Genomic DNA, 24,844 nt, shown 5'->3' with positions numbered 1-24,844 from the left:
TCAGTTGGCAGGCTTGGTTACATCCGCGCCCAGCCATTTTACGGAAATCTCGGCCAATTCGCCGCTTTCCTTCAGGCGGGTGATGGCCTCATCGACCTGCGTGCGCAGCGCCTCGCCCGCCGCATCCTTGCGAAAGGGCAGCGCGTTCTGGATTTCCGAGAAAGGCTCTCCGGCAAGGGCCAACGGCAGCGGGCTTTCGGCGATGACCTGAGCAGAGGATACGCGGTCCATCACAAAAGCATCGACGCGGCCAAGCGCGGTATCCTGTTGAAGATTGCTTTCATAGGTGCGGATGTCGATTTCGGTCGCATTCGGCAATTCGCGCAGCAGCTGTTCATAGTTTGACCCAAGGTTCACCGCCACCGTCTTGCCCGACAACGATTCGGGGCCGGTGATATTCCCTTCATTCCCTGCACGGGTCACGACCTGCGCACCATCATAGACATAGGGCTGCGAAAAATCGAACCGCTCGGCCCGTTCCGGGGTCATGGTGATCTGGTTCGCGACCGTATCCAGCCGCCCCGATTCCAGCGCGCCGATCAGGCCGGAAAAGCCCATGGTGACAAATTCGATGTCATGGCCGGTTTCGCGCCCGATGGCGTTCAGGAAATCGACCTCGAACCCTTGCAACTGGTCAGCGCGAACAAAGGTAAAGGGAAAGTAATTGCCCGACATGCCGACGCGGATCGTATCAGCAGCAGCAGGCAGAGCAATCAACGCAAGGGCAGCGGACAGAATCAGGTTACGCATGGGAGTGTCTCCGTATATCGTTAACGCTGATGTGCGCCTTTGCGGGGGCAGGTGCAATCGGCTGGCGGAAATAAGACGGCTTTTACGGGGTGCCCGCGCAAGGCCGGAACCCGGTTCCGATGCTATGCCGCCAGCCGGGCAAAAGTTCCCGAAAACCGCCGAAAATCACCCGAAATCGAAAAACTTGTCCGAGGGCGTAAAGATTTCCACCCCGTCCGCTGTCACGCCGACAGAATGTTCGAACTGCGCCGACAGCGATTTGTCGCGCGTCACCGCCGTCCAGTCGTCGGCCAGAATCTTGGTTTCCGGGCGACCCAGGTTAATCATCGGCTCGATGGTAAAGAACATGCCTTCCTCCAGCACCGGGCCTTTGCCCGCGCGGCCAAAGTGCAACACGTTCGGCGGGGCGTGGAACACTCGGCCCAGCCCGTGACCGCAGAAATCGCGCACCACCGACATGCGGTGGCCTTCCGCATATTTCTGGATCGCGGCCCCAATGTCGCCAAAGGTGGCGCCGGGGCGCACGGCCTCGATCCCTTTCATCAGGCAGTCATACGTGACCTGAATCAGCCGCATCGCCTTGACCGAGGGCTTACCCGCCACATACATCCGGCTGGTATCGCCGAACCAGCCATCGACGATCACCGTCACGTCGATGTTCAGAATATCACCATCTGACAGCACCTTGTCGCCGGGGATACCATGGCAGACGACATGGTTCACGCTGATACAACTGGCGTGCTGATAACCGCGATAGCCGATGGTGGCGCTGGTCACGCCCAATTCCGTCACCCGCCCCCGGATAAAATCGTCCAACGCGCCGGTGGTAACGCCGGGCTGCACCATCGGGCCAACCTCGTCCAGAATCTGCGCGGCAACTGCGCCCGCACGGCGCATTCCGGCGAAATCGTCGGGGGTGTGGATGCGGATACCCTCGCGGGTGATGCGGGTTTCGTCCATGTCGCTGCCTTTTTTCATTCCGCCTAGATAGCGATGACAGGCCACTTGTTCCAGCCCCGCCGCCGGGTCTAGATGAGGCATCCAGCAGAAAGGGTCGCCATGCAATCCGATAACCCCACCGCCGCCATTCTGGTCATCGGCGACGAAATCCTGTCGGGCCGCACGCGCGAGGGTAACGCCCATCATCTGGCGCAGATTTTGTCGGCGACCGGGTTCGATCTGCGCGAAATCCGCGTGGTGCCAGATGTGCATGACACCATCGTCGCCGCGATCCGCGCGCTGGACCGCAGCCTTGGCGGGGCCTGTGACCTGCTGTTCACATCGGGCGGCATTGGCCCGACGCATGACGACATCACCGCCGATGCCGTGGCCGATGCGCATGGCACCACGCTGGAAATCCACGCGCAGGCGCGCGCCCTGCTGGCCGCCCGGTGCGAGCGGATGGGTCTGGAACTGACCGAAAACCGCCTGCGCATGGCCCGCATCCCGGTTGGCGCGACGCTGATCGACAATGCCGTCAGCGCCGCACCCGGCTTTTCCATCGGCGGCACGCATTCGATGGCGGGTGTGCCGCAGGTGTTCCGTGCCATGGTTGACTGGCTGATCCCGCGCCTGCCCGGTGGTCGCCCGGTGCAATCCGCCTCGGTCGAGGTGCGGCGCGGAGAATCCGACGTGGCCGAGGGGTTGCGAGAGGTGGCGGCAGCTTTCCCCGATCTGTCGCTAGGGTCGTATCCTTACAACACCGCCGAAGGTGGCTGGGGAACGCATCTGGTCGTGCGGGGCTTGGATGCCGCGCGGGTGGATGAGGCGATGGCGGCGCTGCGCGCGCGGCTGGCGCTGTGATGGACGCCGCGCTGCGCGACGCCTTTGAAACCACATGGCCCGCCGCCGAATATGCGGTTGCGGGCGGGTTCACCGTGGGTCGCGGCAGGGGCGGCGGCGGGCGCGTCGGGTCGGCCCGCGTCACCGGCGCGTGGACGGGCGATGATATCACGGCAGCCATCGCCATCCAGCGCAACTGGGACCAGCCGCCGCAATTCCGCGTGGCCGAGGGCGACCTACTGGCCGAGGCGCTGGCTGAACGCGGCCTTCGCCGCCACACGCCCACCGCGATCCTCGCCGCGCCGGTTTCGGCCCTGACCACCGCCAGCATCCCTGCTGTTACCACCTTCACCGTCTGGCCGCCGATGGCGATTCAGCGGGAAATCTGGTCGGCGGGCAACATCGGCCCGACCCGTCAGGCGGTGATGGACCGCGCCCCCACGCCCAAAACCTCGATCCTTGGCCGGACGGATGACCGCGCCGCCGGGGCTGCCTTTGTCGCCGTGGCCAGCGGCGTGGTCATGGTCCATGCCGTCGAAGTCGTCCCCGGCCTGCGCCGCAAGGGCCTTGCGGGCTGGATGATGCGGCAGGCGGCGATCTGGGGCGCAGATCACGGTGCCGACCGCATCGCGCTGGCCGTCTCGCGCGGCAATACGGGTGCGGTGGCGCTGTATGAACGTCTTGGGTTTCAGGCGGCGGGCGGCTATGCCTATTGGCAGGCCGACTGACCGGCGCGCAGGCTGGCCGCGATCAGCGCAGGCACCTCGGGCGCAAGGCCGATCGGGTCAAGGCGCGGGCCGGTGAATTCGGCCTGATCCAGCGCCACAGGCAGATCGTCGGTCACATGGTCCGCCCGCGTGGCGAAAAACGGCAGGCTGACAGCGCGGGTCAGCCCCCGCGCGGCATCGGCCAGAAACGGTTCCTCCTCGACGAAGCCATTGACGACACGCGCGAAATGCGGCGCCATCACGGCCGCCAGAGCCTTTGCGCCATTGGCCGATCCCCGCGCCCGCTGCGATCCATGCGCCGACAGCAGCACCGTCGTGTCGCGCGCGTCCCAGCCCTCGCCCTCAGCCGCCGCGCGCGCCTTGGCGATGCACAGCGCGGGCAAGGCCGATTCCACGCCAAAGGGCCGCAAGACGCGTGCATCCGCGCCAATCTCGGCCAGCCGTCGCGGCAGTTCGCGGGTGGTGAACCAGCCCTCGGCCATGAACATCGGATAGATCACACAGCCCGGCCGCACGGCTGCGGCCAGCGCGCCGGGCATCGCCAGCGTCGCGCCCACAACAGTCAGCCCCGGCGCATGGGTCTGAATGGCGGCGGCCAGTTCCTCGACCGCCTGCTGCTGCGGACCGGGGGCACCCGGCTGGCCATGGGCCACAATCACCGCACGCATCAATCATCCCGAAAGGCAGCGGCGAAATCATCGGGCATGGGGAATTCTTCCAAGGCCCGCGCCCGTGCCTCGGCCGACATCTTGCGCGCGGTCTTTTCCACGATCCGCAGCATCCGGTCATCGGGCTGCGTTTCCGCGAAATCGCCCAGATACCAGCGGATGAAGGTGAAACAGGCCACATCCTCCAGCGCCTGCACATCCGCATCGCGCTTGATCCCCTGTTTGGTCAGCATCCGCACCACCGCCGCGCAATCCGCCTCGTCATAGCCCGCATCCGTCATGATCCCCGCCACACGCGCGGCATGGCGTCGCCCCTGTTCCTGCCGCCATTGCAGATAGCCCGCCCGGTCCATCGCGTAATCCTTGCGCGGCAACAGCCAGCGTTCGACATGCTGGCCCCGACAGGCGATCTGCAACGGCTCGGACGCATCGGGGAACAGGTGGCGCTGCTGCTCGGTCATCCGTTGGCCATACAGCAATTCGGCGGGCTGGCCGTCCACGATATTCGGATCGGCGGCATTGGCGGCGTCGATGGCGGCAAAGGCAGTTTCAAGTCGGCTCATGGCATCCTCATTGGCTGCGGCAATGATCCGCAATGACAAAGCCGCCCGCAACCCGTATTCAACCCGGATGAGCGGATGGAGCGAATACATTCTGGCCTTTGCAGCGTTTCTGGGGTCGCATGTGATCCCGGCGCGGCCCGGCCTGCGCGGGGCGCTGATCGCGGCGCTGTCGCGGCGCGGCTATGTGATCGCCTACAGCCTGCTGTCGCTGGGGCTGCTGTATTGGCTGATCGTCGCGGCGGGGCGCGCGCCCGTGGTGCCCCTGTGGGATCATGCGATCTGGCAACGCTGGCTGGTCAATCTGGCCATGCCACTGGCGGTGCTGGCGGCGGCCTGCGCACCGGGTCTGTCAGGGCTGATGCGCGGCTTTGCCATCTGGGCCGGGGCGCATCTGATCGCGAATGGCGATCTGGCGCATGTGCTGTTCTTTGGCCTGCTGCTGGCCTATGCACTGGCCGGAATGGCCCGGCAAGGACAGCCCGAGTGGCGCTTTACCCCGGCACGTGCCGCCACGGCAGCAGCGATCTGGGCCGGGCTGTTTGTGCTGCACCCTTATGTGATTGGCGTGTCGCCCGCGCCCTGAAACCGGAACGCATCCGGGATCGCATCACGCCCGTCCAGCACCAGATCAGCCATCACCCGCGCCACGCCCGGAGCCATGCCAAAGCCGATCTTAAAGCCACCGTTTGCCACAAAATGCCCCGCCCGCCCCGGCCAAGCCCCCAGCAATGGCGCGCGCGAGGCGGCGCGGGGCCGGATGCCCGCCCAAGTGCCGATCACCGGCGCATCGACCAGCACCGGGCAGATCACCCGCGCCTGCGCCACCAGATCCAGCGCCTGATCGTCGGGGGTGGCATCCGCAAAATCCCGCTCGCTGGTGGAACCAACCGCCACCGTGCCATCGGCGTGCGGCACGATATGCAGCCCCTCGGCATAAACTTGCGGCGCATCGGGGGCGGCAAAGCGCAGCAAGGCCGACTGCCCCTTTTGCCCCACGCCGGTGCCGGTATCACGCAGCCATTCCCAGCCCGTGGCCCAGATCACCGGCCCGCCGCCGGGCCTATCGCCCACCTCGACCGAGCCGCCCCGCGCACAAATCGCCGCCGCCAGACAGGCCACCGCTGCACGCGGCGCAATGCGGCCCGACAGACCGTCCCACAGCCATAACCCGCTGTCACTGCGCGGGGCAATGGCACCGAGGGGTGCCTCGACCACTGTCATAGGCTGCGGCCAGCGATCTGCCGATGCCGCCAGTCGTGGGGCCAGCGCAGCCGGATCGCCGGTCAGCGGTTGCACCCGCCCGATCCGCGCAAAGCCCGAATCGCCGCCCCCCGCATCGGCCGCGCCAGCCCAGAACGCATCGGCGGCCAGCAGGCTGTCCAGTTGAAACTGCTTTTTGTCGTTCCAGTTTTCCGGCACATGTGGCGACAGCGCCCCCACCTGCCCGCCAGATGCACCGGCACCCACGCCACGCGCGTCCAGCACCCGCACGCGCGCACCGCGCCGGACCAGTTCCCACGCGCAGGCCAGCCCGAAAATGCCTGCGCCCATAACGGTGACACTTGCCATCGCGCCCCCCTTTCGCCTAGCTGCGCCGATGGCTGATGTAACCGATCCGATGGGCACAAACCACCCGGCGCTGGACTGGCGCGAGGGCGGCGTGCCGGTGTCGCGCCGCTTTGACGACCCGTATTTCAGCCTAGCGGGGGGGCTGGCCGAAACGCGCCACGTCTTTCTGGATGGCAACGATCTGCCCGCTCGGCTGCGCCCCGGCTTTCATGTGGCGGAACTGGGCTTTGGCACCGGGCTGAACCTTCTGGCTTTGGCCGCAGCCACCGATCAGCCGCTGCGGTTTACCAGCTTCGAGGGCTTTCCGATGGATGGCGCGCAACTGGAAACGGCCCATGCGGCATTCCCCGAACTGGCCCCGCTGGCGGCGCAACTGCGCGCAGGCTGGCCCGCGCGACAGTTTCAGGTCGGCAGTGTTCAGGCGCAGATCATTATCGGCGACGCCCGCCACACGCTGCCCGCATGGGATGGCCGGGCGGATGCCTGGTTTCTGGACGGCTTTTCCCCCGCCAAAAACCCCGAGATGTGGGGCGAGGCCCTGATGGTTCAGGTCGCCCGCCATACCACGCCGGGCGGCACATTCGCCACCTATACTGCCGCAGGTCATGTCCGCCGCGCGCTGACAGCGGGTGGTTTCACGGTAGAGCGCCGCCCCGGTTTCGCGGGCAAGCGGCATATGAGCGTCGGGCGGCTGGATCAGGCCGCGTAACCCTCAAACGTGATATTATCGGCAATGCGGCGGGCAGCGGCTTCCTGCGCCTTGCTGCGAATGGTCCAGCACAGCACCGGCACGCCACGCGTCTTCAGCGCCGCCACCGCCGGATTGTCCAGATCGGCGTGATCGTGCGACACAAAGCTGCTGCCCGAGGCATCGAAATCCGCAATCTCGGCCAGATGCGCGCGCCGTGCCGCGTCGATCATCGGCCAGTCGTCGGCAGTATAGCCACAGGTGGTCAGACCGCAGGCGATCTGCGGTGCAAGCGCATGAAACCCCGCCACCACATGCGGGTTGAACGACATCACCGCCACCGGGCCGTCATACCCCGCCAGATCATCGGCCACCGCCTGATGCAGCGCCCCGATATTCGGTCCAAGGCGGGTGTCCTGATCCTTGATCTCGATCAGCAGGGGCACTTGCCCCGCCACCAGATCCAGAAAAGCGCGCAGCGTCGGCACTGCCTGATCGCTGCCCATCAGCCGCAGCGCCGCCAGATCATCGCCGTCACGGTCATGGATAAACCCCCGCTGTCCGGTCAGTCGCGCCAGATCATAGTCATGAAACACCAGCGCCTGCCCGCTGGCCGAAGGCTGGATGTCCAACTCGATGCCATAGCCGGCCACAATGGCGGCACGGGCAGCGGCAAGGCTGTTTTCCGGCACGCCCGGCCCGTGCAGGCCGCGATGCGCGACAGGGCGATCCAGAAAGACGGCGGGCAGTGGGGCTGGCATCATGCGACCTGAAAGATCGCTTCGATTTCGACCGCCACACCGCGCGGCAGGGCGGGGGCGCTGACAGCGGCACGGGCATGGCGGCCCTTGTCGCCGAACACCTCGACCATCAGATCGGAACAGCCGTTCACCACCTCGGGCTGATCGGTGAAATCCGGGGTCGAGTTCACAAAGCCGGTCAGCTTGACCACACGCGCGATGCGATCCAGATCACCCAGCGCAGCCTGCGCCTGCGCGATCAACGCCAGCCCACAGGCCCGCGCCGCCTGGGCCCCGGCGGCCACGTCCATCGTATCGCCCAGACGACCCAAAATCAGACCGTCAGCCCCGGCGCTGATCTGGCCCGACACGAACAGCAGGTTGCCCGATTGCACATAGGGCACATAATTCGCCGCAGGCGCAGGCGCGGCCGGCAGGGTGATGTTCAGTTCCGACAGACGGGCGGTGATGGACATGGCGTTCCTCATGTGTTGGGTCGCGCGCAGGTTAGGCCGCCACCCGCCAGAAGGCAACGTGCACCACAGCAGCGGCCTGGCATTCAGACAGGCACAGTCGAATGCGTATTCAGGCAAACAGCAAGCGGCATCTTTGGTCCTTGAATATCCCCGCCAGGGGCATCACCGCGCCGCAATCTCAGCGACAGGTCGCCCCCCGACCGACCGCGCCAACCGCCCATGCGCTGATCTCGGACAGCACCTGCTGGCTGGCCGCATCAAAGGCCGGGATCAGTTGCGCCGTCGTGGTGCTGGTGACAGGCACATCCGCGCGGAACTGACGGCGGGCGATGACGGTCGCACCCATTTCCTGGACCAGTTGGGCGTCGATGCGCATCAGAATGCGGGTGCCGCCGTCGCCGGTGACGGCGTTGAAATCGCTGATCTCGGTCAGCAGCGCCACATCGCCCGACATGCCCAAAGGCGCGCGGCCCACATGGCTGAACACATCATACGCCCCCAGCGTCCGCACCAACAAGGTCTGGACCATGGTCGGCACCGTATCCGACCAGCGGGCATCGGGCAGATACTGCACCTGCAACGGATTGGGGCGGATCATGATGCGTTCGGTATTCAAATCCCCGCCGGATTTGGGCTCTTCGATCACCAGTTCGACGCGATTACGGGCCGAACATTGCCGAGGCCCGTCAACGGGCGGGCGAAGGTCGAACACATCCCGCGCCGGTTCGCCTTGCAAAGCGGACAGGGCACCGCAACCGGGAATGGTCATAAGGGCGATCAGGGCAGCAAAAAGCGGCTTCATGGTGGAACCTCTAGCGACGGAATTCAGGTTGGCGCTGCCCGGACAACAGCTGACCGGGATTACGGCTAAGCTGACGGACAAGATGATCGATGCTTTGGGCGACGGCACGGATGTCCCGGCCAGCCATGCTGAACTGTGGCAAACCTTCCTGCGCAAAGTTCTGCACCGGGCCGCGAATCCCCTCAAGCGTGCCGCGCAGGCTGGCAAAGGCGGCATCAGCCGAAGCGGCGGCGGATGAAACATTCTGCGAAATACCCGGCAAATCGGCATTCACCTGCGTGATGGCAGCATTCAGATTGGTCAGCGTTTCACGCAGATCGCTGATGACCGGGCCAAGATCGGTGTTGACGATCTGATCGGCCCCTTCAAAGGCGCTGCGCGCCGCATCCAGCGCCGGGGCGGCACTGACCAGCACAGGGTCCAGGTTTTCCAGTGATTGCGTCAGCCGCGCGGTCAGCCCAGGCAGATCATCCGCGACATAAGCCTGCACCGTATCCAGCGCACGGGTGCCCGATGCCAGCGTCTGATCCAGATTGCCCGCCGTTTCGGTGATCTTGGCAAGCGTTTCGTCAGCACGCTGCAAGGCACCATTCGCCGTTTCGCCCAATGTATCCAGCCGCGGCGCCAAGGTGGACATGCTGTCGGCGACATCTGCCACCACCTTGGTCGCAGAACTGATGTCGGACAGCGCCTGATCCAGATTGCCGGTGGCGTGTTCGATATTGCTCAGGATCGTATCGACCTTGTTCCGGTTTTCCTGAGACAAAAGTTCGGTCAGATGCAGTGTCACTTCGTTCAGGCGGGACACCATTTCCGGGGCCTCCTCGCCCAGTGTCTGCAAGGCAGACCGGGCGGCGGGAATGACGGGAACGGAATCTGTGGACACCTCGCGCAGCAAGGGCGAACTGGGGGTGCCGGCGCTGATGCCGATGTTGGCGACGCCGGTCACGCCCTGCATTTCCAGCGAAGCGGCAGAATCACGACGCACGGGGGTGCCCTGCCGCACCTCAAGCCGGACACGAACACGGCCATCGCCGTCGGATGTCAGCCCCATATCGACGACCTGCCCCACCGGCAGACCGGCAAAGCGCACCTGCGAGGCAACGCCAAGGCCCGTCACCTCGGGGAAATAGACGTCGTAATAATCAAACTGGCGATCCACCTCGAACTTGGCGAACCACATCAAAAAGCCCAGCAGCCCCAGAAAGCCCGCAAGGATAAAGGCTCCGATCAACGCATAGTTTGCCTTGGTTTCCATCCTGCTCTCCTACCCGTCTTCCCGCACCATGGCCGCGCGGGCGCGGGGACCGTGGAAATATTCTTTCACCCAAGGGTGATCGACCTGCAACATGTCGGCCATCGTGCCGGTCACAAGCACATGCTTTTCCGCCAGAACCGCGATGCGGTCGCAACACACGTGCAGCGTGTCCAAATCATGGGTGACAATGAACACTGACAAATTCAGCGAATCCCGCAAAGACACGATCAGCCGGTCAAAGGCGTCCGCGCCAATCGGGTCCAGCCCGGCGGTGGGTTCGTCCAGAAACACCACCTCGGGGTCCAGCGCCAGCGCGCGGGCCAGACCGGCGCGCTTGCGCATCCCGCCCGACAGGTCAGACGGGTATTTGGCGTTCGCGTTCCACGGCAGGCCCGCCATGCTGACCTTCAGCTCGGCCAGCGCCGCCTTGTCGGTGTCGGACAGGCCGGGGATCGCGTTCAGCGGCACCTCGACGTTTTCGCGCACGGTCAGGGCGGAAAACAGCGCGCCGTCCTGAAACATCACGCCCATGCGCTGCCCCAAGGCCCGGCGCTGCGCCGCCGTGTCGTGATGCGGATCGACACCCAGCACGCGCACGGTCCCCCCCTCGGGCCGCTTTAGCCCGACGATGGTGCGCAGCAACACTGATTTGCCGGTGCCGGACCCGCCGACCACGCCCAAAATCTCGCCCCGGCGCAGGTCCAGATCCAGCCCCTGATGAATCGTGTTGCGCCCGAACTGGGTCAGCAGGCCGCGGACTTCGATGACGTTATCGGTCACATCCCCACCTGCGAAAAAAAGATGGAAAACAGCGCATCCGCCACGATCACCGCAAAGATCGCCGCAACGACCGAGGATGAGGTCATCCGCCCCAGCGATTCGGTATCGCTGCCGACCTTCATCCCGGCATGACAGCCGATAATGCCGATAATCAGCGCAAAGACCGGGGCTTTGGTCAGCCCGACAATGACATGGCGCACATCGGTGTTTTCCACCAGCCGCGCCTTGAACATGGGCGGCGATACGCCAAGCTCGATCCAGGACATGATCATGCCACCCGCAAGCCCCGCCACATCGGCGATCAGCCCCAGAATCGGCAGCGTCAGGATCAGCGCCAGCACGCGCGGCACGATCAGCACCTGATCGGGGTCCATGCCAAGGGTGCGCATGGCGTCGATTTCCTCGCGCATTTTCATCGACCCGATCGAGGCCGTCAGCGCCGATGCCGTGCGCCCCGCCACGATAATCGCTGTCAGCAGGATGCCCAGCTCGCGCAGGATGGAAATGGCGATCAGATCGACCACAAAGACTTCGGCCCCGAACTGACGCAACTGGCTGGCACCCTGAAATGCCAGCACGACGCCGATCAAAAAGGCCATCAGCGCGACGATGGGAATCGCCCGCATCCCGGTTTCCTGACAGTGATAGACCAGCGAGGTCAGCCGGAATTGCGACGGATGGCGCAGCCCGCGCAGCAAAGCGGCGGTAAAGCGGCCAAGATATTCGGCCAGTTCGGTCAGATAGGCCCCGGCCCCCACTGCCGCCCGGCCCAGATGTTCCAACTGCCGCTTCCACTTGGGGGGCTGGGGCACCGGCGGGTCGGGCGTCGGAACAGCGGCGGCGATTCCATCCAGAAACGCCGCAGGCTGACCGTTTAGCCCATCAAGCCGCGCCCCAGCATTGCGCGCCTGCGCCAGATACCAGGCACCCGCGCTGTCGATGCGGGTCAGGGCTGACAGATCCAGCGAGCCGGGCGCAGGGTCCGGCAGGCGCGGCAGATCGCGCACCGTCAGTTCACCGGACAGGCGCAGACCATCAGGCCCGTTATCAACGGTCAGTGCATGTGCAGGCGTATGTGAAGCAAGCTGCGTCATCACATCTTTTTGTATGACGCAGCAGATAAGTTCCAGATACTTTATGCTTAACGGTGCGACAAAATTTGTTTTTTTGTATCGGCGACCGCTTGGGGCTGCCTTAACGCGGGTCCAGATCGCTGCCCGGCGTGGCGGCATTGGTCAGGATTTCCGCCAGATAGCCCGCGACCGAGCGCATCCCGATCAGCCGCCAGCCATCCCCCTGCCGCCACATCGCCGCCGCGACCTGCGCGGCACGGGTGCGGCGCAGACCATCGGCGGGCAGCGTGGCGAAATTGACCGGAGCCAGCTTGGCCAGCACCTGTTCGGGCCTGCGCCCGGTCAGGTCAAAAACCACGCGCATATCCGACACATCGGCCACCAGCCCATGTTCGCCCATCAGCGCCTGTTCCAGCGCCGCCAACGCCTCGGCCCGGTCCGCACCCGGCACGATCAGCAGCAATTCGTCAGGCGACATCCAGCCCAGCCAGCGGTCGCCATCGGTGGTAAAGCGCGCCTGCGCCGGGATCGCCAGCCCCGCCGCCTCGGCGATGGCGTTGCCGGCGCGGGCCAGATCGGCGCGGATCATCACCATGCCCAGCCCGTCCACGCGGGCGATATGTGCCAGTGCCTCAGCCATTCGCCTTGGTTCCTTCCTTGTCATAGAACACCGGATCAACGATCCGCGCCTTGATCGCCTGACCGCCCGGCACCGGGAATTCCAGCACCTCGCCCATGCGCTGCGGCCCGCGCAGCACCAGCCCCATCGCAATCGGCCGCCCCAAGGTCGGCGATTGATAGGTCGAGGTGACGCGCCCCTGCGTATTACGCTGGCCATTGCCGTTCACGCCCTCGGCCACGGCATAGGCACCATCGGGGATCATCCGCCCGTCCACGCTTTCCAGCCCGACCAACTGCCAGCGGTCCGGGTCGGTCATGTGGCTACGCATCTGCGCGCGCTTGCCGATATAATCGGGCTTTTTCTTGCTGATCGCCCAATTCAGGCCCAGATCCTGCGGAATAACGGTGCCATCGGTTTCATCCCCGATCATGATAAAGCCCTTTTCGGCCCGCATGACGTGCATTGCCTCGGTGCCATAGGGAACCACGCCCAGATCAGCGCCCGCCTGATGCAGCGCCTGCCATAGCTCCAGCCCACGGTTCGCAGGGGTGGCGATTTCAAACGACAACTCGCCAGAAAAGCTGATGCGATAGATGCGCACGGGGATACCGGCCAGTTCACCCTCGGCCCAGCCCATGAAGGGCAGGGTTTCCGCCGACAGGTCCATCCCGCCCAGCCGTTCCAGCAAGACACGCGCCTTGGGACCGGCAACGGCGATCTGTGCGAATTGTTCGGTCAGATTGGCGGTGTAAACCTGCCAATCCCACCACTCGCATTGCAGCCAGTCCTCCATATGCGCATGGATACGGTCGGCCCCGCCGGAAGTGGTATGCACTAGAAAGCTGTCCTCCGACAGCCGCGCCACCACGCCGTCATCCATCAAAAAGCCGTTTTCGCTGCACATCAGCCCATAGCGGCATTTGCCCACCGGCAGACTGGACATCAAATTGGTATACAGCATGTCCAGCAGTCGCCCGGCATCCGGCCCCTTGACCAAAATCTTGCCCAGCGTCGAGGCATCCAGCGTGCCGACCCCGTTCCGCACCGCCAGAATCTCGCGCGCGACGGCGGCATGGGCATCCTCGCCCGCGCGGGGATAGCAATAGGGGCGGCGCCAGTGACCGACGGGTTCCCATTGCACCCCATGCGCCTGATGCCAGTCGTGCATCGCGGTGCGGCGCAGCGGCTGGAACGCCTCGCCGCGCGCCTCGGCGGCGATGGTGGCCAGGGTCAGCGGCGTATAGGGCGGGCGAAAGGTGGTGGTGCCGGTCGCCGGAATCGGCTGATTCAGCGCCTTGGACAGAACCGCCAGTCCATTGATATTGCTGACCTTGCCCTGATCGGTCGCCATGCCAAGCGTGGTGTAACGCTTGGTATGTTCGACCGATTCATACCCTTCCTGCGCGGCCAGTTCCACGTCGCTGACCTTTACATCGTTCTGGAAATCCAGCCACATCTTGAACCGCGCCTTGCGCGGCGCGGCCGATGGCATGATCCAGACCGGCTGCATCGCGCCTTCGGGCTGTTCCAGCTCACCGGCGCAGGTCAGATCACCATTCGCCGCCCCGACCACGGTGACATTGCCCTGACCGTCCGCGCCCAGCGGCGGGCGGTTCGGGTCGGGGCGAAACATGCCGCGCCGGTCGTCCCACGTCAGCTTGCCGCCGCAATGCGACCACAGATGCACGACAGGCGACCAGCCGCCCGACATGGCGACGCAATCGCAGGGAATGGTTTCGCGCAGCTCGCCCTGACCGATGAAGTCGCAGACCTCGACCCCGGTCACAGCCCGCCCCCCGCGCACCTTGGCGATACCGCTGCCAGGCAGAATGCGGATGCCGCGTTGGCGCGCGGCCTCGATCAGCGCGCCCGCCGGTTTGGCGCGGGCGTCGATGATCACCGGAACCTCAAGCCCCGCATCAAGCGCCGCCAAAGCCGTGCGATAGGCGTCATCGTTGTTCGTCACCACGACGATGCGCCGCCCCGGCGCAACCGCGTAAAGGTCGATATAGTCGCGCACCGCACTGGCCAGCATCACGCCCGGCACATCATTGCAGGCAAAGGACAGCGGACGTTCCAGCGCGCCGGTCGCGGTCACAACACGCCCCGCGCGGATGCGCCACAGCCGCTGACGCGGAATGCCCGCATTCGGGTCATGATCGGCCAAAGCCTCGCGCGCGATCAGATAGCCATGGTCATACAACCCCGTCGCCATGGTATTGCGCCGCAGCACCACATTGGCCCGCCCGCGCAGATCGGCCAGCAGCGCACCGACCGCCGCCTGCCCGCCTGCATGGTCGGTCGGCGTGCGCCCGCCCCAATGCGACGTCTGTTCCAGCACGACAACGCGTGCGCCGGTCTCTGCCGCATCGCGCGCGGCGGTCAGCCCGGCGATACCGCCGCCGACCACCACGACATCGGCGAAATCGTAGGCTTGCTCATAGCGGTCCGGGTCGGGCTGATCAGGCACCGCGCCCAGACCCGCGCTTTGACGGATGACGGGTTCGAACAGATGCTTCCACGCCGCGCGCGGATGGATGAAGGTCTTGTAGTAAAACCCGGCGGGAAAGAACCGATACAGCCAGTTGTTCACCGCACCGATGTCCACGTTCAGCGAGGGCCAGGCGTTCTGGCTGCGCAACACCATGCCGGGCATCAGGGGCGTGGTGGTGGCGCGCTGGTTCGGTTCGAACCGACCACCCTGCCCCAGCCCGAACAGCGCGTTCGGTTCCTCGGCCCCCGAGGAAATCACCCCGCGCGGGCGATGATATTTGAACGACCGCCCCAGCAGCGAGATCCCCGACGCCAGCAACGCCGAAGCCAGCGTATCGCCCGCCAGCCCGCGCAGATGCCGCCCGTCGAACCGGAAGGGGGTGGAATAGGCGCGGTCGATCAGCCGACCGCCGTGGGCCAGACGGAACGGGCCGTGTTCTTGGGGGGCGTCGCTCATGGCTGATAGCTCCAGTCGGGGCGGTATTTGCGGATTTCCGCGGTGATCTCTTCGGTGGGCGCAGGGGTCTGCGCCTTGTAGGTGCCAAAGACCTGCAAGGTCATGGTGTCGCGCGCCGCCAGAAACCACTTGCCGCAGCCATAAGCGTGGCGCCAGCGTTCCAGATGCACGCCCTTGGGATTCTTGCGCGCGAACAGATAGGCTTCGAAATCGTCGTCACCGCCATCGGGGCCGACCCGTTTCAGATGCGCCTCGCCGCCGGGGGCGAGTTCGGTTTCCTCGGCGGCAACACCGCAATAGGGACAGGTCAGGGTCAGCATCCCTCAGGCTCCTTGGATTTTGGCGGCAGGGTGGCGGCATGATCCGGCGCCATGGCGACCAGACGGCGGCGGATGACGGGATCGGGCAAAGACGAACGGGACAGCCAGACATCGCCCGGCATGGCGCGGTCGCAATTCTGGACTGTGGGTTCTGTGCCGGGCAGGTCCAGCACCGCAGGCTGCACAGCGCAGCCCGCACAACACATGGCGCGACCATCACGGGCCGCGCCAATCATCTGTCCATGCCGCAAAAAGGCATATCCGTCGGTCATGGGCCAGCCGGTCAGCCCGACGGGATGCCCCGGATCAAGACAAAAGGCGGATTGCAGCGCCGGGGCCGCATCACGACAGCCCTGCGGCCAAGGCCGCGTCAGGAACCGACCGGCGGGAACCGCCCCGCCAGCCGCAATCAGATCAGTTCGACGGGGCCGGGGCTTCCTCGACGGTAACGGCAGGGGCCTCGACCGCCGGAGCCTCAACGGCAGGGGTTTCGACGGTGATCGTCGTGGTGTCGCCGGTGCTTGCGGTCGGCTCGGGCGTGCCGCCCGAAGACATGAACCAGATGATCGCGATAACTGCGACGACGACAGCACCCACGATGAAATAAAGGCCCGAGTTGTTTTGTTGTTCAGCCATACGAAAACCTTTCTCGCGTTCGGAATGTGGTTGCACAATCCGCAAGTCGCCGCATTGGTTCCCTGAAAACTGATCTTCATCAATCCGCCCCGGTCAGTGCGCCACACCGGCGGCCACGGATTCGTCGATGAACCGGCCTTCGCGGAAACGGTTCAGGCCGAATTCCGCCGCCAGCGGGCCGGGCGTGCCATTGGCCACCAGTTCCGCCATCGCCCAGCCGGAACCGGGGATCGCCTTGAACCCGCCGGTGCCCCAGCCGCAGTTCACAAAGATGCCACCCACCGGCGTGGTGGACAGGATCGGCGAACGGTCGCCGGTCATATCCACGATGCCCCCCCATTGCCGCAGCATTTTCAGCCGCGAGATGATGGGAAAGGTCTCGATCAGGGCGCGGACGGTTTCCTCGACATGCTGCCAACTGCCGCGTTGGGTAAAGTTGTTGAACCCGTCGGTGCCACCACCGATGACCAGTTCGCCCTTGTCGGATTGCGACATATAGCCATGCACAAGATTGGCCATCACCACCACGTCGATGCAGGGCTTGATCGGTTCCGACACCAGCGCCTGCAAGGCGACGCTTTCGATCGGCAGGCGGAAACCGGCCATTTCGGCCAGATGCGATGAATGCCCGGCCACAACCAGCGCCAGCTTGTCGCAGCCGATGCGGCCTTTGGATGTGTTGACCGCCGTCACCTGACCGTTGGCCGTTTCAATCCCCTGCACCTCGCAGTTCTGGATGATGTGCATCCCCATATCGCTGCACGCGCGGGCATAGCCCCAGGCCACGGCATCATGCCGCGCCGTGCCGCCGCGTTCCTGATACAAGCCGCCCAGCACAGGATAGCGCGGCCCGTCGATATTGATGATCGGCACCAGTTTTTTCAGGCGCGCAGGCTCGATCCACTCGGTGGATACGCCTTGCAGGTTGTTGGCATAGACGGTGCGCTTGTATCCGCGCACCTCATGTTCCGACTGCGCCAGCATAATCAGGCCGCGCGGGCTGAACATGACGTTATAGTTCAGATCCTGCGACAGCCCCTCATACAGTTGCAGCGCCTTGTCAAAGATCGCCGCCGAGGGGTCTTGCAGGTAATTCGACCGGATGATCGTGGTGTTCCGCCCGGTATTGCCGCCACCCAGCCAGCCCTTTTCCAGCACCGCCACATCGGTGATGCCAAAGTTCTTGCCCAGATAATAGGCTGTGGCCAGACCGTGCCCCCCCGCACCGACGACGATCACCTTGTAGGAGGATTTCGGTTCAGGGCTGGCCCATGCGCGTTTCCAGCCGGTGTGCAGGCGCATCGCCTCGCGTGCGATGGCAAAGACGGAATAACGGCCCGATTTGGTCATGGTATCCCCTTTGGGTGAATCGCTGTCAAAGATGCCTCTGCCCCGCCGCAGCGACAAGCCTGAATGCGGCATGGCTGTGCAGGATGCGACAGTGGATCGCGCCCTTGTGCGACGCTTTCGGCTTTTGATCCGGGGGGAAACGGGCTAACCCTTTGGCGGCAAAATAAAGGGGAAGGCGATGCTGTTCTGGATCATCTGCGCGGCTCTGACGATTCTGGTCGTGGGGGCGATCCTGCTGCCGTTCCGGCGGCAGGAGGGCACAGTGATCCCCGATTCCCCCGCAGCCTATGACCTGCAAGTCTATCGCGATCAACTGCGCGAGGTGGACCGTGATCTGGCGCGCGGCATCATCGCCGCCGATGACGCCGACCGGCTGCGCGCCGAAATCGGCCGCAAGGTGCTGGAGGCCGACCGCAAGCTGACGCTTGAGGCGGCCAAAGGCCCGCGCAAGGGTGGTGCACTGGTCGGGGCGGCGCTGATCGCGCTGCTGCTGGCGGGCGGGGCGTTCGGGATTTACTGGCGCGAAGGCGTGCCGGGGCTGCGCGATCTGCCGCTGTCGGCGCGTCTGGCCGAGGCCGAGCAACTGCACACAAACCGCCCGTCGCAGGCCGAACTGGAAACAGTTGCCCCCACGCCACCCGAAGCCGCCCCCGTTGACCCGCAATTCGCACAGCTGATCGAACAGCTTCGGCAGGCCGTGGCCCGCAACCCCGAAGATCCGCAGGGGCTGACCCTGCTGGCCCAGAACGAAGCCCGGCTGGGCAATCTGACCGCCGCCCGCGAGGCCCAGGAAAAGCTGATCACCCTGCGCGGCGATCAGGCCAATGCTGCCGAACTGACGCAACTGGCCGCGCTGATGGTGCAGGCGACCGGCGGCATCGTCTCGCCCGAGGCCGAGGCGCTGATCGACCGTGCGCTGGCCGCCGATCCGCATTATCCGCAGGCGCGCTATGTGCAGGGCATCCTGTATGCGCAGAACGCCCGCCCCGACCTGACCTTCCGCATCTGGGCCGGGCTGCTGGAACAGGGACCGGCTGACGCGCCATGGATCGGCCCGATCCGCGAATCCATCGAGGATCTGGCATGGATCGCGGGCGAGCCGAATTATCAGCCCCCGACCATGGGGGCGGCCATGGGGCTATCCGGCCCGACCGCTGGACAGATGGCCGACGCGCAGATGATGACGCCCGAGGAACGCCAGCAGATGATCGCCGGCATGGTCGAGGGGCTGGAGGCCCGTCTGACGACGCAAGGCGGCACAGCGCAGGAATGGGTGCGGTTGATTTCCTCGCTGAAGGTGATCGGGCAGGATGACAGGGCAGCCCAGATGGCCGACCTCGCCCGCGCGGCCTATGCCGACCAGCCCGACGCCTTGACCCAGATCGAGGCAGCGGCCAGCGCGCAGCCCCCGGCAGATGGCGCGCCAATGACTGCGCCGATGGCAGGCGATGCCCCCGGCCCGAGTGCCGAGGATATTCAGGCCGCTGGCGACATGACAGCGGAACAGCGTCAGCGGATGGTGCAGGATATGGTGCAACGGCTGGAATCGCGGCTGGCCACGCAGGGCGGCACGGCGGATGAATGGGCGCGGCTGATCTCGGCTCTGATGGTGGTTGGCAACGAAGCTCACGCCCGCGACATTCTGGCCGAGGCGCGGCAGCGTTTTGCCGACCATCCTGAATCACTGGCCGTGATCGACGCCGCCGCCCAAAGCGCCGGGATCACCGAATGATCTGCGAAACGGTCGAGGATTTCGCCGCAGCCCTGCCCCGCACCGGCGCCATCGCCGGGCTGGACCTTGGCACCAAGACCATCGGCGTCGCGGTCAGCGACGGGCTGCGACAGGTGGCCTCGCCCCTGTCGGTGATCCGGCGCACGAAATTCACCGCAGATGCAGCGGAACTGCTGAAAATCGTGGCGGATCGTGGGCTGGCCGGGATCGTGCTGGGCCTGCCGCGCAATATGGACGGCAGCGAAGGCCCGCGCGCGCAATCCACCCGCGCCTTTGCCCGCAATCTGGGACGGCTGACCGATCTGCCAATCAGCTTTTGGGACGAACGCCTGTCCACCGTCGCCGCCGAGCGGGCCTTGCTTGAGGCCGACACATCGCGCAAACGCCGGGCCGAAGTAATAGATCAGGTCGCCGCCGGATATATTCTGCAAGGCGCGCTGGATCGGCTGCGCTATCTGACCCGAAACTGACGCACCCTGCGTTCCGTTTGCCTAAATACTCGAATTGCCGTGTTGCAACGCTCGGCACGGTCGGAATTCACGCATTTCAGCAAACAGGCAGCCCGGTCAGCCCCTTTCATCCCACCGCCTTCGCCTTTAGCTTGCGCCGCAAACAGACAAGAGGTGACACATGAAACGGGTTAATCTGGGCGGCAGCGATGTCGAGGTCAGCGAAATCTGTCTGGGAACGATGACCTTCGGCAACCAGACCGCGCCCGAAGATGCCTTTGCCCAGATGGACCGGGCGATGGATGCGGGCATGACCTTTTTCGACTGCGCCGAGATGTATCCGGTGAACCCGGTCCGCGCCGAAACCGTAGGCCGGTCTGAGCAGATCATCGGCGAATGGGTCGCCGCACGCCGCCCCGGCGACCGGATGCAGATCGCCACCAAGATCACTGGCCCCAGCCAGATGGTGCGCGACGGTGCACCCTTTGACGGGGCGACGGTAACGGCCTGTATCGAGGCATCTTTGCGGCGTTTGCAGGTTGAAAGGATCGACCTTTATCAGCTTCACTGGCCGGTGCGCGGTTCCTATGCCTTCCGCCAAACCTGGACCTATGATCCCTCGAAACAGGACCGCGCGGCAACCATCGCGCATATGCAGGATGTGCTGGCCGCGCTGAAGGCCGCGCAGGCGGCGGGCAAGATCCGCGCGGCGGGCCTGTCGAACGAAAGCGCCTGGGGGCTGACCCGCTGGATCGACGTGGCCGAACAGATAGGCGCACCGCGCATGGCGGCGATTCAGAACGAATATTCGCTGCTGTATCGTCCCTTCGACACCGATCTGGCCGAAGCGGCCGTGAACGAAGATGTCACGCTGTTGTCCTATTCCCCGCTGGCTGCTGGCCTGCTGACCGGAAAATATCAGGGTGGCACCCTGCCCCAAGGCAGCCGTGCCGCTGTGGACAAGGCGCATGGCGGGCAAGGCAATCTGGGTGGCCGCCGCACCGAACGCGCCCATCAGGCGGTCGATCTGTGGCTGAAACTATGCGCCGAACATGGCTGGGACCCGGTGCATCTGGCGATCAACTGGCAATTGACGCGCCCGTTCAAGGTGGTGCCGATCATCGGAACCACCACCGATACGCAGCTCGCGCATCTGATCGAGGGGCTTGGCCGGGTGCCCGATGACACCACGCTGGCAGCCATCGCACAGTTTCACAAGGCAACCGCGATGCCCTATTGACCGGGGCCGCGCGCGGCCTATCTGTCTGAGGTGACGCGACAAACGGGGGAATGATGGCTGGCGATCCATATGCGGCCCTTGGCCTGACAAAATCGGCCTCGGATGCCGAGATCAAAAAGGCGTATCGCAAGATCGCCAAAACCGATCACCCCGACCTGAACCCCGACCCCAAGGCGACCGAGCGGTTCAAGGCCGCCTCTGCCGCCTATGACCTGCTGAAAGACCCCGAACAGCGCCGTCGCTTTGACGCGGGCGAGATCGACGATCAGGGGCAGGAGCGCCCGCAGCGCCGCACTTACCGCGAACATGCCGAGGCGGCGGGCAATCCCTATGCCCGCGACTATGGGTTCAGCGGCGATCCCGATCTGTCCGGCGTGTTCGACGATCTGTTCGGGCGCGGAACGCGGGGCTTTGGCGGGTTTGGTGATATGGGCGGCGGGGGGCGCGATCAACGACAGTTCCACATGCGCGGGCAGGATCTGCGGTTTCAGTTGCAGATCGACTTTCTGACCGCTGCACGGGGCGGCAAGACCCGGATCACCCTGCCCGATGGCGCTGACCTTGAAGTGACGATTCCCAAAGGGGCCGAGGATGGCCAGACCATCCGCCTGCGCGGCAAGGGTGGTGCAGGGATGGGCCAGGGCGAGGCGGGCGATGCCTATCTGACGCTGACCGTGCTGCCCGACCCGACCTTCCGCCGCGAGGGGAATGACATTTTCGTCACCCTGCCCATTGCGCTGGACGAGGCGGTTCTGGGCGCCAAGGTGCCCGCGCCGACCATCGACGGCCCGGTGAACCTGACCGTGCCCGCCGGATCATCCACCGGCCGCCGCCTGCGCCTGCGCGGACGTGGCATCAATGGCGGCGATCAACATGTGGAACTGAAGGTGGTCATGCCGCCGCAGGTCGATGACGAGCTGCGCGATTTCATGGAGAACTGGCGCAAGACCCATGCCTATGACCCAAGGAAGGAGGCATAAGATGGCCCGCATCTATTCCGAATCCGAAGTCATCGCCGCCATCACCGACCTGACCGAAACCCGGCTGGTGGCCTTTTGCCGCGCGCGCCTGGTGCAGCCCGTGCAAAACGACAGCGGCGCACGGATGTATCGCGAAGCCGATCTGGCACGGCTGCAATTGGTCAGCGATCTGGCCGAAAACTATGACCTGCCCGAAGATGCGCTGGATATGGTAATGTCGCTGATCGACCAGTTGAACACCATGCGCGGCGACATGCGCGCCCTGATGCAGGCGGTGGCGGCGGAACCTGACGAGGTGCGGACGCGTATTCACGGCACGGTGCGGCGGCTGCGCTAGGTTCTGCCCCCCATTGCATGACCGCGCCCAAGAGGGCGGGGCGCGCGCAAGGCGTGGTGGCCCCACGATCAGACGCCCCATGCGCCCCCATTTGGCTGCTCAGGGGTCCCCGAAGGGCGAGAGAGTGCAGGCGCTTTGTCCGCGATATTCCGCTGCGATGGGGCATTAATGGGTTCAGAACCAAAGCCATGCCCAAAGGCCGACGGCGCTTCGCCCCCCGTTCGGCGGAAAAAAGGGCCACTGGACCTTTTCCGTCATCCGCCTCACCCCAGAGGATATTTTCAACACCAAAGATGTCGGGGCGTGGCCCGGATCAGGGATCGCGACGTCCGTTGCGACCGCCCCGGCGTTTTTTCAGCAGCGGTTTGCGCGCGGGCAATTCGGCCAGCACCGCGCGGCGGCCATCGGCGGACATACCGCCCCATGTGGCGATTTCATCCAATGTGCGATAGCAGCCGACGCAGATGCCTTCCTGCGGGTGGATCACGCAGATGTTGACGCAGGGGCTTTGCGGTTCGTCTTTGGTCCAGATCGGGGCGCGGTCATCCATGCGCGGACCATAGCCGCAGCAGCGCGGGTTGCAAGGCCCGCGCCGGGCTGTGTCAGTGACCGATCTGGGCGTAATCCAGCATCATGTATTTCGCCGGGCGGCCTTTCTTTTCATTGCCCTCATCGCTCATCAGCAACAGGCGGGATTCGCCGTTTATGGTGATCGAATCAATGGATTCGACATTGTTCAGATTGATGATGTCGGGCAGTTCGACCATCGTTGGTTCATCCGCCGGATCGCCGCTCCAGGACCAGAGCCGCGAATGGTTCTTGCCATCCTCGCCCCGGATTTCATTTACGATCAGAAACGCCCCGATCACCGGATCAAAGCTGAGCGCACGGATACCGCCACCTTGCAGATCCAGCACGATGGGATCGCCAAAGACCGGGGCGGCGGTCCCGGCAAACACCTCGTTCGGGTTACGGATGGTCACGATCAGCGACCGTTCCGCGATCAATGGTTCACGCAGACCCAGCATCAGGTTCTGGGTCTGGCGGTGAAAGGCCAGACCCTCGATATTGAGATTGGCAAAGTCGATCGCCTCGCCGGTCATATCCTGAATCTTGGCCTTGAGTTCCGCCGCCTCATCCAGCGCGTCGCGCAGGTTGGTATAGCTGGTGATCTGGCCGACATGATTGCCTTCGATCCGAAACCGCAGCATCTGTTCGCGGTCGGCCTTGCGCTGCCCATCGGCATTTACCCCGTGCGAGGTGATCGCATAGATAAAGCCGTGGTCATCAACCGACAGCCCTTCCAGATCGTTCAGGCGGCGGCCAAAGGCACGGGTCAGGCGCACATCGGCAGCCGGGTCTTCGACCAATGTGCCGTCGGTTCCGATGCTCATCAGGTTGAGCGCGCGGGCTGCCTCGTCCTCGACCACCAGGATGCGGCCATCAGGAAGCTGCTGCACGGCGGAAGGTTCATAGATGTCGCGAAATTCCGAAATGCCAAGGTTACGCAGTTGCGGCAATTGTTGTTGGCCAGTCAGGCCGGGAAACAGACCAAAAGCGGATTTGATGCCGACAAAGGCGATGACGGACAGCAACAGCCCCCAGCGGAAGACGGTATAGGACACGTTCAGCATCTTGAACTTGCGGTCCGCCATCAGGCCCAGCCAATACAGCTGATCGCTCATCTTGCGATAGATGTCGTCGCGGTCACGCAGCAGGGCCTGCATCCGGTCCCAGTAATCATCGGGCGTCATGCGCACGCGGTCTTCGTAGATCAGCAGGTTCAGATCGTGATCCTCGTGCATCTGATTGGCCCGGTCCATATAGGTGCGCAGATCGCGCAAACCTGCCTCGCCCCGGCGCAGGGCGCGGACCCAATCAGCCAGCCCGCGCAGATAATGCACCCGTTCGGGCGATGCCGCCAGCAGGGCAAAGATGATCGAACAGGCCGCCGTCGCCATAAAGACCCCTGCCGGCAGCAGAAAGGCGGCGGAATTGGCAAAGATGAACGCACCCGAGATCATCAGCGCCGAGATAATCAGCCCGTTCAGCGAGATCATGATGTTCGCCTTGGTCGCCGCCAGGGCGATCATATCCATTTCCGAACGCACAGCGTTGCGGAACATGGTCTCGACGGCCTTGGCGGTGCCAAGGGGCTTTTGCTTGTCGGCCTTGTCATCTTTGTCGTTCTTGTCGTCAAAACCGTCATCGGTCTCGAAACCCGCAGCCGCCGACAGCGTGTCGAATTCGTCTGCAAGATCGGACAGTTTCTTTTTCCTGTTCTTTGCCATCACCCCCGCCCTCAGCAGTTACCATCGTAAGTTGTCAGACTTACGCGTGGCGACCGTGCT

General features: G+C 64.7%; 28 protein-coding genes. 9 read left to right on the top strand and 19 right to left on the bottom strand.

The features are described from left to right. Together Q4G22_RS02660 and map are read right to left on the bottom strand one after the other, a co-directional pair. Window positions 1–750, bottom strand: coding sequence for an amino acid ABC transporter substrate-binding protein (locus Q4G22_RS02660; RefSeq protein WP_303384345.1), 750 nt, complete (start codon window positions 748–750; stop codon window positions 1–3). 165 nt (window positions 751–915) lie between these two features. Next, the gene (gene map / locus Q4G22_RS02655) at window positions 916–1,710 is read right to left on the bottom strand and encodes a type I methionyl aminopeptidase (protein ID WP_303384396.1); all 795 of its coding nucleotides are present in this window, start codon (window positions 1,708–1,710) and stop codon (window positions 916–918) included. Between the two features lie 99 nt (window positions 1,711–1,809). Between map and Q4G22_RS02650 the strand changes: the two genes are divergently transcribed. Both Q4G22_RS02650 and Q4G22_RS02645 read left to right on the top strand, forming a co-directional pair. After that, window positions 1,810–2,553, top strand: a complete 744-nt coding sequence (locus Q4G22_RS02650) for a molybdopterin-binding protein (protein ID WP_303384344.1) — start codon at window positions 1,810–1,812, stop codon at window positions 2,551–2,553. Continuing rightward, a complete protein-coding gene (locus tag Q4G22_RS02645) occupies window positions 2,553–3,260 on the top strand; it encodes an N-acetyltransferase (RefSeq protein ID WP_303384343.1) in 708 nt (235 codons plus the stop codon). Before Q4G22_RS02650 ends, Q4G22_RS02645 begins: the two co-directional genes overlap by 1 nt. Here Q4G22_RS02645 and Q4G22_RS02640 read toward each other — a convergent pair. Both Q4G22_RS02640 and Q4G22_RS02635 read right to left on the bottom strand, forming a co-directional pair. After that, a complete protein-coding gene (locus Q4G22_RS02640) occupies window positions 3,242–3,928 on the bottom strand; it encodes a sirohydrochlorin chelatase (protein ID WP_303384342.1) in 687 nt (228 codons plus the stop codon). The genes Q4G22_RS02645 and Q4G22_RS02640 overlap by 19 nt on opposite strands. Next, window positions 3,928–4,491, bottom strand: coding sequence for a DUF4202 domain-containing protein (locus tag Q4G22_RS02635; protein WP_303384341.1), 564 nt, complete (start codon window positions 4,489–4,491; stop codon window positions 3,928–3,930). The genes Q4G22_RS02640 and Q4G22_RS02635 overlap by 1 nt, the downstream gene beginning before the upstream one ends. A 22-nt stretch (window positions 4,492–4,513) precedes the next feature. On the opposite strand from Q4G22_RS02635, the gene Q4G22_RS02630 reads away from it, so the two are divergent. Then, complete coding sequence (locus tag Q4G22_RS02630) at window positions 4,514–5,074, top strand: NnrU family protein (protein WP_303384340.1); 561 nt, start codon at window positions 4,514–4,516, stop codon at window positions 5,072–5,074. Here Q4G22_RS02630 and Q4G22_RS02625 read toward each other — a convergent pair. Then, window positions 5,044–6,060, bottom strand: coding sequence for an FAD-binding oxidoreductase (locus Q4G22_RS02625; RefSeq protein WP_303384339.1), 1,017 nt, complete (start codon window positions 6,058–6,060; stop codon window positions 5,044–5,046). The genes Q4G22_RS02630 and Q4G22_RS02625 overlap by 31 nt on opposite strands. 28 nt (window positions 6,061–6,088) lie before the next feature. Between Q4G22_RS02625 and mnmD the strand changes: the two genes are divergently transcribed. Next, window positions 6,089–6,769 (top strand): tRNA (5-methylaminomethyl-2-thiouridine)(34)-methyltransferase MnmD, encoded by a 681-nt coding sequence (mnmD, locus tag Q4G22_RS02620; protein ID WP_303384338.1) that lies wholly within the window; start codon window positions 6,089–6,091, stop codon window positions 6,767–6,769. On the opposite strand, the gene Q4G22_RS02615 is transcribed toward mnmD, so the two are convergent. The 12 genes from Q4G22_RS02615 to Q4G22_RS02560 all read right to left on the bottom strand — a co-directional run bounded on the left by Q4G22_RS02615 (window position 6,757) and on the right by Q4G22_RS02560 (window position 17,755). Next, on the bottom strand, window positions 6,757–7,509 hold the full coding sequence (locus Q4G22_RS02615) for a glycerophosphodiester phosphodiesterase family protein (RefSeq protein WP_303384337.1): 753 nt from the start codon (window positions 7,507–7,509) through the stop codon (window positions 6,757–6,759). The genes mnmD and Q4G22_RS02615 overlap by 13 nt on opposite strands. Next, a complete protein-coding gene (locus Q4G22_RS02610; protein ID WP_303384336.1) occupies window positions 7,509–7,964 on the bottom strand; it encodes a RidA family protein in 456 nt (151 codons plus the stop codon). Before Q4G22_RS02610 ends, Q4G22_RS02615 begins: the two co-directional genes overlap by 1 nt. Window positions 7,965–8,142: 178 nt before the next feature. Continuing rightward, window positions 8,143–8,766, bottom strand: a complete 624-nt coding sequence (locus Q4G22_RS02605) for an ABC-type transport auxiliary lipoprotein family protein (RefSeq protein ID WP_303384335.1) — start codon at window positions 8,764–8,766, stop codon at window positions 8,143–8,145. A gap of 10 nt (window positions 8,767–8,776) precedes the next feature. Then, window positions 8,777–10,024, bottom strand: coding sequence for an MlaD family protein (locus Q4G22_RS02600; protein ID WP_303384334.1), 1,248 nt, complete (start codon window positions 10,022–10,024; stop codon window positions 8,777–8,779). 9 nt (window positions 10,025–10,033) lie between these two features. Beyond that, the gene (locus tag Q4G22_RS02595; protein WP_303384333.1) at window positions 10,034–10,804 is read right to left on the bottom strand and encodes an ABC transporter ATP-binding protein; all 771 of its coding nucleotides are present in this window, start codon (window positions 10,802–10,804) and stop codon (window positions 10,034–10,036) included. Then, entirely contained in the window at window positions 10,801–11,898 is a 1,098-nt protein-coding gene (locus Q4G22_RS02590) for an ABC transporter permease (RefSeq protein WP_303384332.1), read from the bottom strand. Before Q4G22_RS02590 ends, Q4G22_RS02595 begins: the two co-directional genes overlap by 4 nt. A gap of 100 nt (window positions 11,899–11,998) precedes the next feature. Continuing rightward, window positions 11,999–12,517 (bottom strand): sarcosine oxidase subunit gamma, encoded by a 519-nt coding sequence (locus tag Q4G22_RS02585; protein ID WP_303384331.1) that lies wholly within the window; start codon window positions 12,515–12,517, stop codon window positions 11,999–12,001. Continuing rightward, window positions 12,510–15,449, bottom strand: a complete 2,940-nt coding sequence (locus Q4G22_RS02580; RefSeq protein ID WP_303384330.1) for a sarcosine oxidase subunit alpha family protein — start codon at window positions 15,447–15,449, stop codon at window positions 12,510–12,512. Before Q4G22_RS02580 ends, Q4G22_RS02585 begins: the two co-directional genes overlap by 8 nt. Then, complete coding sequence (locus Q4G22_RS02575) at window positions 15,446–15,769, bottom strand: sarcosine oxidase subunit delta (RefSeq protein ID WP_303384329.1); 324 nt, start codon at window positions 15,767–15,769, stop codon at window positions 15,446–15,448. The genes Q4G22_RS02580 and Q4G22_RS02575 overlap by 4 nt, the downstream gene beginning before the upstream one ends. Continuing rightward, complete coding sequence (locus tag Q4G22_RS02570; RefSeq protein ID WP_303384328.1) at window positions 15,763–16,041, bottom strand: hypothetical protein; 279 nt, start codon at window positions 16,039–16,041, stop codon at window positions 15,763–15,765. The genes Q4G22_RS02575 and Q4G22_RS02570 overlap by 7 nt, the downstream gene beginning before the upstream one ends. A gap of 142 nt (window positions 16,042–16,183) precedes the next feature. Continuing rightward, window positions 16,184–16,405, bottom strand: coding sequence for a hypothetical protein (locus Q4G22_RS02565; protein ID WP_303384327.1), 222 nt, complete (start codon window positions 16,403–16,405; stop codon window positions 16,184–16,186). Window positions 16,406–16,498: 93 nt separating this feature from the next. Next, window positions 16,499–17,755 (bottom strand): sarcosine oxidase subunit beta family protein, encoded by a 1,257-nt coding sequence (locus Q4G22_RS02560; RefSeq protein WP_303384326.1) that lies wholly within the window; start codon window positions 17,753–17,755, stop codon window positions 16,499–16,501. A 178-nt stretch (window positions 17,756–17,933) separates the two neighbouring features. Between Q4G22_RS02560 and ccmI the strand changes: the two genes are divergently transcribed. From ccmI to Q4G22_RS02535, 5 genes are all read left to right on the top strand, one after another. Continuing rightward, window positions 17,934–19,487 (top strand): c-type cytochrome biogenesis protein CcmI, encoded by a 1,554-nt coding sequence (ccmI, locus tag Q4G22_RS02555; protein ID WP_303384325.1) that lies wholly within the window; start codon window positions 17,934–17,936, stop codon window positions 19,485–19,487. Beyond that, entirely contained in the window at window positions 19,484–19,957 is a 474-nt protein-coding gene (ruvX, locus tag Q4G22_RS02550; RefSeq protein ID WP_303384324.1) for a Holliday junction resolvase RuvX, read from the top strand. The genes ccmI and ruvX overlap by 4 nt, the downstream gene beginning before the upstream one ends. Window positions 19,958–20,117: 160 nt before the next feature. Next, window positions 20,118–21,176, top strand: a complete 1,059-nt coding sequence (locus Q4G22_RS02545) for an aldo/keto reductase (RefSeq protein WP_303384323.1) — start codon at window positions 20,118–20,120, stop codon at window positions 21,174–21,176. 53 nt (window positions 21,177–21,229) lie between these two features. Beyond that, the gene (locus Q4G22_RS02540; protein WP_303384322.1) at window positions 21,230–22,156 is read left to right on the top strand and encodes a DnaJ C-terminal domain-containing protein; all 927 of its coding nucleotides are present in this window, start codon (window positions 21,230–21,232) and stop codon (window positions 22,154–22,156) included. 1 nt (window position 22,157) lies between these two features. After that, entirely contained in the window at window positions 22,158–22,493 is a 336-nt protein-coding gene (locus Q4G22_RS02535) for a MerR family transcriptional regulator (protein ID WP_303384321.1), read from the top strand. A 313-nt stretch (window positions 22,494–22,806) separates the two neighbouring features. On the opposite strand, the gene Q4G22_RS02530 is transcribed toward Q4G22_RS02535, so the two are convergent. Both Q4G22_RS02530 and Q4G22_RS02525 read right to left on the bottom strand, forming a co-directional pair. After that, the gene (locus Q4G22_RS02530) at window positions 22,807–23,043 is read right to left on the bottom strand and encodes a DUF1289 domain-containing protein (protein ID WP_303384320.1); all 237 of its coding nucleotides are present in this window, start codon (window positions 23,041–23,043) and stop codon (window positions 22,807–22,809) included. 52 nt (window positions 23,044–23,095) lie between these two features. Next, a complete protein-coding gene (locus Q4G22_RS02525; protein ID WP_303384319.1) occupies window positions 23,096–24,784 on the bottom strand; it encodes a Pycsar system effector family protein in 1,689 nt (562 codons plus the stop codon). Between the last annotated feature and the right edge of the window lie 60 nt (window positions 24,785–24,844).

This window comes from Paracoccus sp. (in: a-proteobacteria), from assembly GCF_030538655.1.
Taxonomy (GTDB): domain Bacteria; phylum Pseudomonadota; class Alphaproteobacteria; order Rhodobacterales; family Rhodobacteraceae; genus Paracoccus.
This window is presented reverse-complemented; position numbering and strand designations above follow the sequence as displayed.